Origin of the sequence: Arthrobacter sp. ISL-5 (genome assembly GCF_018613835.1) — a bacterium.
In the GTDB taxonomy this organism is placed as follows: domain Bacteria; phylum Actinomycetota; class Actinomycetes; order Actinomycetales; family Micrococcaceae; genus Arthrobacter.
Map to the genome: position 1 here is coordinate 24,564 of NZ_JAGGPM010000012.1, position 13,259 is coordinate 37,822.

Consider the following 13,259-nt stretch of genomic DNA (forward strand, 5'->3'; position numbering starts at 1 on the left):
GCCGGCGACGGCAGCCCTAAGCCTGGACGAGCAGCCCTGTAGCGAACATCATGGCGATTCCGAGGATGATTCCGGTGGCGGTCAGTGGCGCAAGGGTCCGGCCGGTCCCGTCCTTGAGCATGGGCAGCAGTTTGATGGCGACCTGGCCGACGGCTCCGGCGCCCAGCCCAAGGAGGAATGCGGCGAGGGTGGGCTGGTAAACCGTGGCTCCTATGAGCGATCCGAGCACTGCCGGAGCCCCTGCGATGAGTCCCAGTACAGCGAGGCGTCCGAGCGAGGGACGTTCCCTGGCCAGCGGCGTGACGATGGCGAGGCCTTCGGTGGTGTTGTGAATGGCGAAGCCGACAATCAGGGACGCGCCGAGGGCCAGCGACCCGACGGCATAGGCCGAGCCGATCGCCAGGCCTTCGCCGAGGTTGTGCATTCCGATGCCGACGGCGATCAGCAACGCCAGCTTGCCCGGTGGCAGCGCTGCCGGCTGGCCAGTGGTGAGAGTGTTCCGGTGCCCTCGCATCCAGGCGTCGGTGGCTTCCAGGATCAGGTAGGCGATGACCGCACCAAGGATTACAACGAGGGGGCCGCCGAAGGAGGCGTTGCCGGAGACAAGTTCGAAGGCTTCGAGCGTGGCGTCGAAGGCCAGGAAGGCCAGCAGCCCGATGGTAAATCCAATAAGCCCCCGCACCCAGGCCGCGGATGAACGCCGCACGAACGGCATCCAGAGCATTCCCAAGGCCACGGGAATGACACCCACGTAGATTCCCAGCAGTGCCATGAGTCCGAAGAAGGAGCTGTCGCGTTCGGGGCTCAGCGCGGCGGCGTCGATGGCAGCGGTGATCTTGCCGCCGGCTGAAGTCACGAGCGCAAGCTCGTAGGGGTCCCCGTCCACCCAGTTATAGCTGACGGTGATGGTGCTGGCCTCCATCGGAGCCATGGTCTCCCGGGTTTGGGTGAAGGCTGCGTAGTAGTCGGAGACGTTGACCTGGGCGATGGCGACAGGGTCCGGCCCCTGGTTGCGGACCGTGAGGATGATCTGGCCCGGTGTCAGCCGGATGCCCTCGACGGCGACTTCTTCCTTGAGCGGAATTCCCTCACCGAGCCGGGACAGTCCGGGTCCGTTCAGAAGGGAGAACAGGCCCAGGAGGACGGCTATCAGCACCAGGGGGCCCAGGCCGAGCAGCCAGCGCGGCTTTGGCCGCCGTAGTGCTGTGCCGCTGTGGGTGTTCGTCGTAGGAGTGTCTGTCCGTGTCATGCTGCGCTCACCTCGAAGAAGCCCATCCAGCCCAGCTCCGCGAATTCGGTCTTGTGCGCGTGGAACATGTACTTGCCCGGGTAGGGGAAGCGAAGCTCCACGATGCCGCGCTGCCCCTGCACCTGCGAGACGGTGTCCGTGTACTCGCTCGGGGTAAGCATCGTTCCGGTCGGGTAGTAGTGGAAGAAGTTCGCGTGTACGTGGAAGGAGTTGATGGGGTCGTATTCGAGCACGTTGATCAGGTGGATCCGCACCAGCTCGTTCTGCTTGACCTGCACGGGGAAGTCCATGAAATGGAACGGCAGGCCGTTGACCGAATAAAACTCGTTGTCGTCGCCCCCGTCGGTGTTGTAGCCGTTCATCACCATGACCATTTCATTGTCGGCCTTCGGGCGGCCCTTCTTGGGTTCGACGATGAAGCCGCCGTAGAGGCCCTTGGCGATGTGCGGAGCAAGTGGCGACTGGTGGCAGTGGTACAGGTGGGTGCCGAACGGCGTGGCATCGAATTCATAGGTGAAGCTTTGCCCGGGGGCAATGGATCCGGCGCCGATGCCCGGGGTGCCGTCCATCTCGGCCCGGTGGATCCCGTGGAAGTGGATGGTGTGCGGGTGCGCACCGGCATTGGTGAAATGGATCCGCAGCGCGTCCCCCTCGCGGGCCCAGAGCGTGGGTCCGGGGATCCGGCCGTTGTAGCTCCAGCCCGGGAACGTCACGCCGGGGGCGATCTCGAAGTCCATATCCACCGCGATGATGTCCCATTCCCGCAGCGTCCGGCCGTCAGGCAGGGTGCTGGCCTTGCCGCGGTCAAAGTCGTGAAGGATTGCCGTGGGGTCGATGCCGGCCCGCGCCGGCGGCACGGAGCCGCCGGCGAATCCTGCGTGCCCGGCATGGTTCTCCATATGGGAAGGGTGGTGACCGGCTGCGGGCTGTCCCGGATCCCTGACTGCCCCTGGCACCCACGATGCCAGGGCTGGCACAGCGGCGAGCGCAGCGGCGCCGGAGAGCATCGTCCGCCGGCTCGGCAGCGCGACTGCCGCCGATTTAGGCAATCGCTCCATCAGATCTCCAATGAGAGAACAATTTTGTTAGGCCAGTCTAACATTCAAGTTCTGTTGGTAGTATCGGATCATGAGCGTCTCCGAACTGAGTTCCGCCGCCCAGGACTATCTGAAGATGATCTGGTCCGCCACGGAATGGTCGGCGACCCCGATCACCGTCGGGGCGATGGCAGAGCGCATGGGTGTGAAGCCGTCCACTGTGTCGGACGGGATAAGGCGGCTCGCCAAACAGGGGCTGGTCACCCACGCGCCGTACGGAAGCATCGAGCTAACCCAGACGGGGAAGGATCACGCGGTCGAAATGGTGCGCCGGCACCGGCTCCTGGAGACATTCCTCGTCAATGTTCTGGGTTATGGCTGGGACGAGGTGCACGATGAGGCTGAGATTCTCGAGCACGCCGTTTCGGCCATGATGATCACGCGGATTGATGAACTGCTCGGCCACCCGGTCCGCGACCCCCACGGGGATCCGATACCTTCGCCGGACGGCCAGCTGCGCCGGCCGCAAGGGGTCCGGCTGGCCGCCGTGGACCCGAACCGGCCGCTAACGATCACCAGGATTTCCGATGCGGATCCGGACATGCTGCGATACTTCACCGAGCTAGGACTGGCGCCGGACACCCGGCTGACCGTGCTGGCCCACCGCCCGTACGCCGACGTCACAACGATCCGCCTGCCGGACCGCGACCTCGACATTGACCTGGGCCCCTCAGCCGCAGAATCCATCTGGGTCATCGCCAGCTAGCCGGACAAGCGGGAGTATTCCTCGTTGAGGGCATCAGAATCCGTTGCCTCCAGGGGAACGCCCTTTGTTTCCTTCACGAGGCTGGCGCCAATGAAGGAGATGACGCAGAGAGCCATGATGTAGATGCCGATTGAGCCTGACCAGCCCGAATCCTTGAGCAGCGCCTCGGCTATGAGCGGTGCGAAGGCTCCGCCGAGGATGGACCCCAGGGCGTAGCCGATTCCGATTCCCGAATAACGGACGCTGGCCGGGAACATTTCCGCGTACATGGCAGACATTGGTCCATAGGAAAGCCCCAGGCCAACGGTCAGGACGAAGATTCCCACCCCGTACGCCCAGATGTTGCGGGTATCAATCAGCAGGAACATGGGAATCATCCACGCAAAGATGAGGACGTAGCCAACCTGGAAGGTCCGGACGCGGCCGATCCTGTCCGACAGAGCGCCGCCCAAAAGGGTGAAAATGAGCCAGCCAAAGGATGCAAGGAGGGTGGCCAGCAGCACCGGGGACGCTTCCATCTTCAGGGTCTTCTGCGCATACGATGACAGGAACGCGATCACGAGGTATCCGGCAGCGTTGTTGCCGATGAAGATGACAGCGGCCAGCAGTACCTGCTTCTTGTTCGTCCGGAGCAGCTGTGCCAACGGGGTGGCCGATTCCCGCTTGCGTTCCACCATTTCCTTGAATACCGGGCTCTCGGCCACGGCGGCACGGATGAAGTAGCCGACCACAATCAGGGCGACTGACAGCAGGAAGGGAACCCTCCAGCCCCATTCGAGGAACTGCTCAGGCGTCATGGAGAGCCGGAGCAGAAACAGCACCAGGGTCGCAATGATCATGCCGACGGGCACGCCGATCTGCGGGTAGGCACCCCAGAATCCCCGCTTGTCACGTGGGGCATGCTCCACTGCCATCAGGGCTGCGCCTCCCCACTCCCCGCCCGCCGAGAAGCCTTGCACAATGCGCAGGACCATCAGCAGGATGGGGGCCCAAACACCGATCTGGGCGTAGGTCGGGAGGAGGCCGATCAAGGCGGTGGATGCCCCCATCATGACCAAGGTGAGGACGAGCATGGCTTTCCGCCCCACCCGGTCACCGAGCCGTCCTGCAATCACCGCTCCCAGGGGGCGGAAGAAGAAGCTCACCCCGATGGTTGCCCACGAGACCAGTTGTGCGAGCCCGGGGCTGTCGGTATCCAGGGGCTTGAAGTAGAGGCTGGCGAAAACGACCCCTGCCGCCTGGGCGAAGATAAAGAAGTCGTACCATTCGATGGTGGTACCGACCATGGTTCCGGCAACCACCCGGCGGTCGGCCTGGCTCATGCGCTGGCGGAGTACGGGCGCGGCTGTGCTTAGTGACGATGACATTGGATCTCAAGCTCCGTTGCTGATGAGGGTGGAGCCTGCGGTGGGTGCCGCGTTCAGCGCTTCGGGTCCGGTCGCCTCGGGCTGTCCTGTCCGCAGGAGGGGCGCGAAGAACGCGGCGAGCTCCGCCGTGGCCGTCAGGGGCAGGACGTTGGCCACGTACTGGTCCGGGCGCACCACCACCACCACGCCGCCGCGGTCGATGCCGCGCAGGTCGAAGATGTCCGCCGCCGGATCGGTGGCGTAGACGTTCTCCAGGTAGGTGAGCCTGAACGGGCCCACTTCCGGCTTGAACGCCGCCGGCACGGCGCTTATATCGAGGTTCGTGTGGTCCTGCTGGTAGATGACCTTCACGTCGAACCAGGCGTCGCGGTCGGCGCCCGACGGCGTTGCGGCGAGCGGCGAGTCCGGCGCCTTCGCGATCCACTCGGCAAAGTCGACGACGGGTGACGCGGTCGCCTGCTGTCCCGGTGCGGCCGCTGCTGCGTCCGCTGCTGCGTCCGCGAACACGTAGATCCGCCACCGGCCGTCCGCCTTCGCCTGGTGGCCGAGCTGCAACGGGTTGGTGTCGCAGACCCGCACAACGGGCGCGGACTTGAAGCGCTTGCCGATGGTGAACCCGGTGGCCAGGTCCTGGTGCGCCGGCTCGCCGATGAGCACGGACGGGGCGTACTGGGTCATGAAGCCTGCCGGGAATTCGGCGGTGCTGACGTAGAAGTCCTCGAGCTCCGAGGGGTTCTCGAATTCCTCCGGCTTCTTCGCCATGAGCGTGGACCACTCCTTGTCGAAGTCGATGAGGTTCTTCGCGATGACCTGGCGCTCGGCCGAGTAGGTGGACAGCAGGCTCTCCGGGCTGCGGCCCTCGAGCACATGGCCGAGCTTCCAGCCCAGGTTGAAGCCGTCCTGCATGGAGACGTTCATGCCCTGGCCGGCCTTGGCGCTGTGCGTGTGGCAGGCGTCGCCGGCGATGAACACCCGGGGCGTGCGGGTGCCCCGCTGCTCCGGCAGGACGTCGTCGAACCGGTCGGTCAGGCGGTGGCCCACCTCGTACACGCTGTGCCAGGCGACGTTGCGGACGTCGAGCGTGTACGGGTGGAGGATGTCGTTCGCCTTGGCGATGATCTGCTCGATGGTGGTGCTGCGGACGGCGCCCTTGTCATGGGGGTCCACTTCGCCCAGGTCGACGTACATGCGGAAGAGGTGGCCGCCTTCGCGCGGGATCAGCAGGATGCTGCCGCCCTGGCCGGACTGGATGGCACATTTCAGGCGGATGTCCGGGAAGTCCGTGGCGGCAAGGACATCCATGACGCCCCAGGCATGGTTGGCCTGGTCGCCGGCGAGCGTGCAGCCGATCGACTCGCGCACCTTGCTCCGGGCGCCGTCAGCACCCACGACGTACTTGGCCCGGACGATGCGTTCGCGGCCTTCGTCGGGGCCGGCCGTGTGGAGCAGGGTCACGGCCACGGGGTACTCCCCCTCGCCGGTGACCTCCAGGCTGCGGAACTCATAGCCGTAGTCCGGTGACATGCGGGCAGGCGAATTCGCCATGAATTCGCCGAAGTAATCCAGAACCCGGGCCTGGTTGACGATCAGGTGCGGGAATTCACTGATGCCGGCAGGGTCGTCGACGGCGCGGGCGGCGCGGACGATGCGGGAGTGATCCGCGGGGTCCGGCTTCCAGAACGCCATTTCGGTGATGCGGTATGCCTCGGCGATGATCCGCTCGGCGAACCCGAACGCCTGGAAGGTCTCGACACTCCGGGCCTGAATGCCGTCGGCCTGGCCGATGGCGAGCCTTCCGGCCCGGCGCTCCACGATCCGCGTCGTGACGCCCGGGAACTGGGACAGCTGTGCGGCCGTGAGCATGCCCGCAGGCCCGGTGCCCACAATGAGCACGTCCAGTTCGTCGGGAAGCTGGGCGGGCCGATCAATGCCGACGCCGGCGGCCGGCTGGACTCGCGGGTCACCGGATACGTAACCGTGGTGGTGGAACTGCACGGGCTTTCCTCACTTCGTTGTGTGGCTGTGTATCGCCATTCTGTGTTCGATATTAGAACTGCCAGTTCCAATATCGAAACTTGATCGTTGATCCAGAACTGTACGCCAAATATGACGTGGGTTACAAGTGCCCCGAAAGTCCTTGCAAAACAGGGGTTGACGCCCCGCACTTCCTGAGTAATAGTTTTCGTATACGATTTCGTACTCGATGAGGAGTAACTCTTGGAACAGGTCACCGACCACATCCTGGCCGCGGCCCGCAAGGTCATCGCGGTGCACATCAACTACCCCAGCCGGGCAGCCCAGCGCGGCCGCACACCGGAGCAGCCCTCCTACTTCCTGAAGCCATCGTCCTCCCTGGCAACCGGCTCGGCGGAAGCCCCGTCAACGGTGGAACGCCCGGCCGGCTGCGAACTCCTCGGCTACGAAGGCGAGATCGCCCTGATCATCGGCAAGCCGGCCCGCCGCGTCGGCATCGAGGACGCCTGGAGCCACGTCGAGTGGGTCACGGCCAGCAACGACCTCGGCGTCTACGACCTCCGCTACGCGGACAAGGGCTCCAACCTGCGGTCCAAGGGCGGCGACGGCTTCACGCCCGTGGGCCCGGGACTGATCGCCGCGGATGCCGTGGATCCCGCGAAACTCCGGATCCGCACCTGGCACAACGGCGAACTGGTCCAGGACGACACCACCGAAGACCTCCTCTTCCCGTTCGCCCGGCTCATCGCCGACCTCTCGCAGCTGCTCACGCTCGAAGAGGGCGACATCATCCTCACCGGCACCCCGGCCGGCGCCTCCGTGGCCAAGCCGGGCGACGTCGTCGAGGTTGAGGTCAGCACCAGTACGACGACGGCGGACGCCACCGCTTCCGGCCTCTCCACCGGCCGCCTGGTCACCCGGGTGAAGGAAGGCACGGCGGCGTTCGCCGACTTCGGCGCCCGGCCCAAGACCGATGACCTGCAGCGGGAGGAAGCCTACGGCTCCCGGGAAGCGGCCGGCCTTGCCGCGGTGGAGGCCGCCGCCGTCGGGCCTGTCCTGACCCCTGAACTGAAGGCCAAGCTGGAAAGCGTCTGCACCGCCACCTTGTCCTCCCAGCTGCGCAAGCGCGGCCTGAACAACGTCAGCATCGACGGCCTCACCTCCACCCGCCCGGACAAACGGATCGTGGGCCTGGCCCGGACCCTGCGCTACGTGCCCAACCGCGAGGACCTCTTCAAGACCCACGGCGGCGGCTTCAACGCCCAGAAAAAGGCAATCGACTCGGTCAACGCGGGCGAGATCCTGGTGATGGAGGCGCGCGGCGAGAAGGGCACCGGCACCATCGGCGACATCCTGGCCCTCCGCGCCCAGGTCCGCGGCGCCGCAGCCATCATCACCGACGGCGGCGTGCGCGACTTCGCCGCGGTGGCCGCCATGGACATGCCCACGTACTACGCCAACCCGCATCCCGCGGTCCTGGGGCGCCGGCACATCCCGTGGGACACGGACATCACCATCGCCTGCGGCGGCACCACCGTGCAGCCGGGGGACATCATCGTGGCGGATGCGGACGGCATCCTGGTCATCCCGCCGGCCCTCGCCGAAGAGCTCGCGGACGATTCGATCGCGCAGGAACGCGAGGAAGTCTTCATCGCCGAGATGGTGGAACAGGGCCACAGCGTCGACGGGCTCTACCCGCTGAACGCGGAATGGCGCATTAAGTACGAGGAATGGGAAGCAATGGGAAACGGACAAAGCCAATGACTGAGACTGTCACAGCCGCGGGTACCAGCACCGGCAGCAAGTCGGAGCAGGCCTACGCCGCCGTCAAGGCCCGGATCATCGACGGCGCCTACTCCCCCGGCTACCGGCTGGTGCTGGCCAAGATCGCCGAGGACCTGGGCGTCAGCGTGGTCCCGGTCCGGGAAGCCATCCGGCGGCTCGAAGCCGAGGGCCTGGTGAAGTTCGAGCGGAACGTCGGCGCCACCGTGTCCGGCATCGACCCCACCGAGTACCTGTACACCATGCAGACGCTGAGCATCATCGAGGGCGCGGCCACGGCGCTGTCCGCCCCGCTGATCGGTGAGGCTGACATCGCCCGGGCACGTGCCGTGAACGCGGAGATGCGCGACTGCCTGCAGCATTTCGATCCGGTCCGCTTCACCCAGCTGAACCAGGACTTCCACAGCGTCCTGTTCGAGCACTGCCCCAACCCGCACATCCTGGACCTCGTCCACCGCGGCTGGAACCGCCTCGCCGCCCTGCGCTCCTCCACGTTCCGCTTCGTCCCCGGACGCGCGCACCAGTCCGTGGACGAACACGAAGCCCTGCTCCGGCTCATCGAAACCGGTGCCAGCGCCGACGACATAGAAAAAGCAGCCCGACTCCACCGCAGCGCCACCCTGGACGCCTATCTCGCCCAGGCCGCAGCAACCGACCACCACACCCCGCAGCAGTAAGGAAAAACAATGACGTTCACTGCAGAGGCAGCCAAAACCCACTACCGCCCCCAGGACCTGCCCACCCACATCCAGCACTACATCAACGGCGAATTCGTTGACTCGGTGGGCGGCAGGACCTTCGACGTCCTGGACCCAGTGTCCAACGAAAACTACGCCACCGCCGCGGCCGGCCAGAAGGAGGACATCGACCTCGCCGTCGCCGCCGCCCGCGAAGCGTTCGTGAACGGCCCGTGGCCGAAGATGAAGCCGCGCGAACGTGCCCGTGTCCTGAACAGGATTGCCGACGCCGTCGAGGCCCAGGAAGAGCGCCTCGCCGAACTCGAGACCTTCGACACCGGCCTGCCCATCACCCAGGCAAAGGGCCAGGCGCTGCGCGCGGCGGAGAACTTCCGCTTCTTCGCGGACCTGATCGTGGCCCAGTTCGACGACGCCATGAAGGTCCCCGGCTCGCAGATCAACTACGTGAACCGCAAGCCGATCGGCGTCGCCGGCCTGATCACCCCCTGGAACACGCCCTTCATGCTGGAGTCCTGGAAGCTCGCCCCGGCCCTGGCCACCGGCAACACCGTGGTCCTCAAGCCGGCCGAGTTCACCCCGCTCTCGGCCTCGCTGTGGGCGCAGATCTTCAAGGACGCGGGCCTGCCGGACGGCGTCTTCAACCTGGTGAACGGCCTCGGCGAGGAGGCCGGCGACGCCCTGGTCAAGCACCCGGACGTGCCGCTGATCTCCTTCACCGGCGAGACCACCACGGGCCAGACGATCTTCCGCAACGCCGCCGCGAACCTCAAGGGCCTGTCCATGGAGCTCGGCGGCAAGTCCCCGTGCGTCGTGTTCGCCGACGCCGACCTCGACGCCGCGATCGACTCCGCCCTGTTCGGCGTCTTCTCGCTCAACGGCGAGCGCTGCACGGCCGGCTCCCGCATCCTCGTGGAACGCGCCATCTACGACGAGTTCTGCGAGAAGTACGCCGCCCGCGCGAAGAACATCGTCGTCGGCGATCCCCACGACCCCAAGACGCAGGTGGGCGCCCTGGTCCACCCCGAGCACTACGAAAAGGTGGCGTCCTACGTGGAGATCGGCAAGTCCGAGGGCCGGCTGCTGGCCGGCGGCGGCCGCCCGGAGCACCTCCCGGAAGGCAACTACATCGCCCCCACGGTATTTGCCGACGTCGCCCCGGACGCGCGGATCTTCCAAGAGGAGATCTTCGGCCCGGTCGTCGCCATCACGCCGTTCGAGAACGACGACGAAGCCCTCGCCTTGGCGAACAACACCAAGTACGGCCTGGCGGCCTACATCTGGACCCAGAACCTGACCCGGGCCCACAACTTCTCGCAGAACGTCGAGGCCGGCATGGTGTGGCTGAACAGCCACAACGTCCGCGACCTCCGCACCCCGTTCGGCGGCGTCAAGGCCTCCGGCCTGGGCCACGAGGGCGGCTACCGTTCCATCGATTTCTACACCGACCAGCAGGCCGTGCACATCACGCTCGGCACCGTCCACACCCCTAAATTCGGCGCCTGAGGCCGGCTGGCCCAACTAGCTCGCAATTGTGGTCGTTCTGAGCCTCCAAAACGACATCTACTGCGAGTCAGTTGGGCGGACGGCACCCAAACAGACCCCTTTCAACGAAGAGAGAATCCCATGAACAACATCATCCCCAAGCCCTCCGTTCCGGCGCCGGACATCGTCCGCTGCGCGTACCTGGAGCTCGTGGTCACTGACCTCGCCAAGTCCCGCGAGTTCTACGTTGATGTCCTCGGCCTGCACGTCACCGAGGAAGACGAGAACACCATCTACCTTCGGTCCCTGGAAGAATTCATCCACCACAACCTCGTGCTGCGGAAGGGTCCCGTGGCGGCCGCTGCGGCGTTCGCGTACCGGGTGAAGTCCCCCGCAGAGGTGGACGCCGCCGAGGCGTACTACAAGGAGCTCGGCTGCCGCACCGAGCGCCGCAAGGAAGGCTTCACCAAGGGCATCGGAGACTCGGTCCGCGTGGAGGACCCGCTGGGCTTCCCCTACGAGTTCTTCTACGAGACGGAGCACGTGGAGCGCCTCACCCAGCGCTACGACCTCTACTCCGCCGGCGAGCTGGTCCGGCTGGACCACTTCAACCAGGTCACCCCGGACGTGCCCCGCGGCCGGAAGTACCTGGAGGACCTCGGCTTCCGCGTCTCCGAAGACATCCAGGATTCCGACGGCGTCACGTACGCCGTGTGGATGCACCGGAAGCAGACCGTGCACGACACCGCACTGACCGGAGGCAACGGCCCGCGCCTGCACCACATTGCCTTCGCCACGCACGAGAAGCACAACATCATCCAGATCTGCGACAAGATGGGCGCCCTGCGCATCTCGGACCGGATCGAACGCGGCCCCGGCCGGCACGGAGTGTCCAACGCGTTCTACCTCTACATCCTGGACCCGGACGGCCACCGCATCGAGATCTACACCCAGGACTACTACACCGGCGACCCCGACAACCCTGTGGTGACCTGGGACGTGCACGACAACCAGCGGCGCGACTGGTGGGGCAACCCGGTTGTCCCGTCCTGGTACACCGAGGCCTCCCTCGTGCTGGACCTGGACGGCAATCCCCAGCCGGTCATCGAACGCCAGGAAAAGAGCGAAATGGCTGTCACGGTCGGAGCAGACGGCTTCTCCTACACCCGCAAGGAGGGCTCGGACGCGGAGGGCTTCAAGCTCGGGGCGCAGGTCTAGCGTGCCGGCGCGGCCGGTCCCGCACCGCCAGGTGCCGGACCGGCCGCCTATCCCCACGAACTATCTGCCCGACCATTGAGGAGCGCACGAATGCTTGACCCGAAGACAATCGAGGCGATCGCCGACGAACTCGTGGAGGCCGGCCGCAGCCGGACGCCGGTGCCGCGCCTGACGGCCCGCTACCCCGACATGACGGTGGAGGATTCCTATGCCGTGCAGCAGCTGTGGCGGCGGCGGAACGAGGAAGCCGGCCGCACGCTGGTGGGCCGCAAGATCGGTCTCACGTCCAAGGCCATGCAGGCCGCCACCGGCATCACCGAACCCGACTACGGCGCGATCTTCGACGACATGGTCCTGGAAACCGGCTGCTCCGTGCAGTGGGACAAATACACGCACCCCCGGGTGGAGGTGGAACTGGCGTTTGTCCTGAAGGACGGGCTCAAAGGGCCCGGCTGCACCATCTTCGACGTCCTGAATGCCACCGACTATGTGGTTCCTGCCCTCGAGATCCTCGATTCCCGGATCGAGATGGAGGGCCGGACCATCGTGGACACCATCGCGGACAACGCCGCCATGGGAGCCATGGTGGTGGGCGGCAATCCCGTCCGCCCGGACGCCGTCGATCTCCGCTGGGTCTCCGCCATCCTCTACAAGAACCAGACCGTGGAGGAAACCGGGGTCGCCGCCGGCGTCCTGGACCACCCGGCGAACGGCGTGCACTGGCTCGCCAACAAGATCGCCGCCCACGGTGACGGCATGGAGGCCGGGGACATCATCCTGGCCGGGTCCTTCACCCGCCCGCTGTGGGTCTACAAAGGTGACACCGTGCACGCCGACTATGGACCGCTGGGGAGCATCACATGCCGCTTCGAGTAGAAGACACCTTCCGGGATGCGTTGGCCGCGGCGGACCGGCCGCTGGCGGGGATGTGGGTGTGCTCCGGCAGCCCGCTCGTCGCCGAAATCTGCGCCGGGGCCGGCCTGGACTGGCTCCTGATCGACGCCGAACACAGCCCCAACGGCCTGGAATCCATCCTGGCCCAGCTCCAGGCGGTGCACGGTTACCCGGGGTACGTGATGGTGCGGCCCCCGGTCAACGACACCGTCATCTTCAAGCAGTACCTGGACCTCGGCGTGCAGAACCTGCTGGTGCCCATGGTGAACTCCGCGGCCGAGGCGGAGGCCGCCGTGGCTGCCACCCGCTATCCGCCGCAGGGCGTCCGCGGCGTGGGGTCCTCGCTGGCCCGGGCCGCCCGCTGGAACCGCGTTCCGGACTACCTGGTCCGCGCCTCCGAAACCGTGAGCGTGACAGTGCAGATCGAATCCGCGGCCTCCGTAGCCGCTGTTGACGAGATCCTCGCGGTGGAGGGGGTGGACGCCATCTTTTTGGGCCCGGCCGACCTCGCAGCCTCCATGGGTCTGCTGGGCCAGCAGGAGCACCCGACGGTGCGGGCCGCCGTCGAACACTGCATCGCCGCCGCGGTTGCGGCCGGGAAACCGGCCGGCGTGAACGCCTTCGCCCCTGCCACCGCCCGAGCCTATCTCGACGCCGGTGCCGCCTTCATCCTGGTCGGGGCCGACGTCGCCATCCTGGCCCGCGGCTCCGAAGCGCTCGCCGCCGAATACATTGCGCCAGCAGTGAGCGAAACCCCCGCAAGCTACTGAACCCATTCTTAGGACTTCTTCC

Annotated in this window: 11 protein-coding genes; 7 read left to right on the top strand and 4 right to left on the bottom strand. The window is 66.2% G+C overall.

Annotated features, from left to right (window positions below; all coding sequences use genetic code 11):
* Nucleotides 1-16: 16 nt before the first annotated feature.
* Together J7I89_RS05985 and J7I89_RS05990 are read right to left on the bottom strand one after the other, a co-directional pair.
* Nucleotides 17-1,249, bottom strand: a complete 1,233-nt coding sequence (locus J7I89_RS05985) for a ZIP family metal transporter (protein WP_214968249.1) — start codon at nt 1,247-1,249, stop codon at nt 17-19.
* Nucleotides 1,246-2,307, bottom strand: a complete 1,062-nt coding sequence (locus J7I89_RS05990) for a multicopper oxidase domain-containing protein (RefSeq protein ID WP_251044988.1) — start codon at nt 2,305-2,307, stop codon at nt 1,246-1,248. The genes J7I89_RS05985 and J7I89_RS05990 overlap by 4 nt, the downstream gene beginning before the upstream one ends.
* Before the next feature lie 70 nt (nt 2,308-2,377).
* On the opposite strand from J7I89_RS05990, the gene J7I89_RS05995 reads away from it, so the two are divergent.
* Complete coding sequence (locus J7I89_RS05995; protein WP_214968251.1) at nt 2,378-3,052, top strand: metal-dependent transcriptional regulator; 675 nt, start codon at nt 2,378-2,380, stop codon at nt 3,050-3,052.
* On the opposite strand, the gene J7I89_RS06000 is transcribed toward J7I89_RS05995, so the two are convergent.
* Together J7I89_RS06000 and J7I89_RS06005 are read right to left on the bottom strand one after the other, a co-directional pair.
* Nucleotides 3,049-4,419, bottom strand: a complete 1,371-nt coding sequence (locus J7I89_RS06000; protein ID WP_214968252.1) for an MFS transporter — start codon at nt 4,417-4,419, stop codon at nt 3,049-3,051. The genes J7I89_RS05995 and J7I89_RS06000 overlap by 4 nt on opposite strands.
* Before the next feature lie 6 nt (nt 4,420-4,425).
* Complete coding sequence (locus tag J7I89_RS06005; RefSeq protein ID WP_214968254.1) at nt 4,426-6,414, bottom strand: FAD-binding monooxygenase; 1,989 nt, start codon at nt 6,412-6,414, stop codon at nt 4,426-4,428.
* Nucleotides 6,415-6,636: 222 nt separating this feature from the next.
* On the opposite strand from J7I89_RS06005, the gene J7I89_RS06010 reads away from it, so the two are divergent.
* The 6 genes from J7I89_RS06010 to J7I89_RS06035 all read left to right on the top strand — a co-directional run bounded on the left by J7I89_RS06010 (nt 6,637) and on the right by J7I89_RS06035 (nt 13,237).
* Nucleotides 6,637-8,157 carry a fumarylacetoacetate hydrolase family protein gene (locus J7I89_RS06010; RefSeq protein ID WP_214968256.1) on the top strand — a complete coding sequence of 507 codons (1,521 nt, stop codon included), beginning with the start codon at nt 6,637-6,639 and terminating at the stop codon, nt 8,155-8,157.
* Nucleotides 8,154-8,852, top strand: coding sequence for a GntR family transcriptional regulator (locus J7I89_RS06015; protein ID WP_214968258.1), 699 nt, complete (start codon nt 8,154-8,156; stop codon nt 8,850-8,852). The genes J7I89_RS06010 and J7I89_RS06015 overlap by 4 nt, the downstream gene beginning before the upstream one ends.
* Nucleotides 8,853-8,861: 9 nt before the next feature.
* On the top strand, nt 8,862-10,376 hold the full coding sequence (gene hpaE / locus J7I89_RS06020) for a 5-carboxymethyl-2-hydroxymuconate semialdehyde dehydrogenase (RefSeq protein ID WP_214968260.1): 1,515 nt from the start codon (nt 8,862-8,864) through the stop codon (nt 10,374-10,376).
* 120 nt (nt 10,377-10,496) lie between these two features.
* A complete protein-coding gene (gene hpaD, locus J7I89_RS06025) occupies nt 10,497-11,573 on the top strand; it encodes a 3,4-dihydroxyphenylacetate 2,3-dioxygenase (protein ID WP_214968261.1) in 1,077 nt (358 codons plus the stop codon).
* Nucleotides 11,574-11,663: 90 nt separating this feature from the next.
* Nucleotides 11,664-12,449, top strand: a complete 786-nt coding sequence (hpaH, locus tag J7I89_RS06030) for a 2-oxo-hept-4-ene-1,7-dioate hydratase (RefSeq protein WP_214968263.1) — start codon at nt 11,664-11,666, stop codon at nt 12,447-12,449.
* Complete coding sequence (locus tag J7I89_RS06035) at nt 12,434-13,237, top strand: HpcH/HpaI aldolase/citrate lyase family protein (RefSeq protein ID WP_214968264.1); 804 nt, start codon at nt 12,434-12,436, stop codon at nt 13,235-13,237. The genes hpaH and J7I89_RS06035 overlap by 16 nt, the downstream gene beginning before the upstream one ends.
* The last annotated feature ends 22 nt before the right edge of the window (nt 13,238-13,259 follow it).

Excerpts from the sequence above, each read along its gene's own strand:
- J7I89_RS05985 (WP_214968249.1), bottom strand. The coding sequence starts at position 1,249 with ATGACACGGACAGACACTCCTACGACGAACACCCACAGCGGCACAGCA.
- J7I89_RS05990 (WP_251044988.1), bottom strand. The coding sequence starts at position 2,307 with ATGGAGCGATTGCCTAAATCGGCGGCAGTCGCGCTGCCGAGCCGGCGG.
- J7I89_RS05995 (WP_214968251.1), top strand. The coding sequence starts at position 2,378 with ATGAGCGTCTCCGAACTGAGTTCCGCCGCCCAGGACTATCTGAAGATG.
- J7I89_RS06000 (WP_214968252.1), bottom strand. The coding sequence starts at position 4,419 with ATGTCATCGTCACTAAGCACAGCCGCGCCCGTACTCCGCCAGCGCATG.
- J7I89_RS06015 (WP_214968258.1), top strand. The coding sequence starts at position 8,154 with ATGACTGAGACTGTCACAGCCGCGGGTACCAGCACCGGCAGCAAGTCG.
- hpaE (WP_214968260.1), top strand. The coding sequence starts at position 8,862 with ATGACGTTCACTGCAGAGGCAGCCAAAACCCACTACCGCCCCCAGGAC.
- hpaD (WP_214968261.1), top strand. The coding sequence starts at position 10,497 with ATGAACAACATCATCCCCAAGCCCTCCGTTCCGGCGCCGGACATCGTC.
- hpaH (WP_214968263.1), top strand. The coding sequence starts at position 11,664 with ATGCTTGACCCGAAGACAATCGAGGCGATCGCCGACGAACTCGTGGAG.
- J7I89_RS06035 (WP_214968264.1), top strand. The coding sequence starts at position 12,434 with ATGCCGCTTCGAGTAGAAGACACCTTCCGGGATGCGTTGGCCGCGGCG.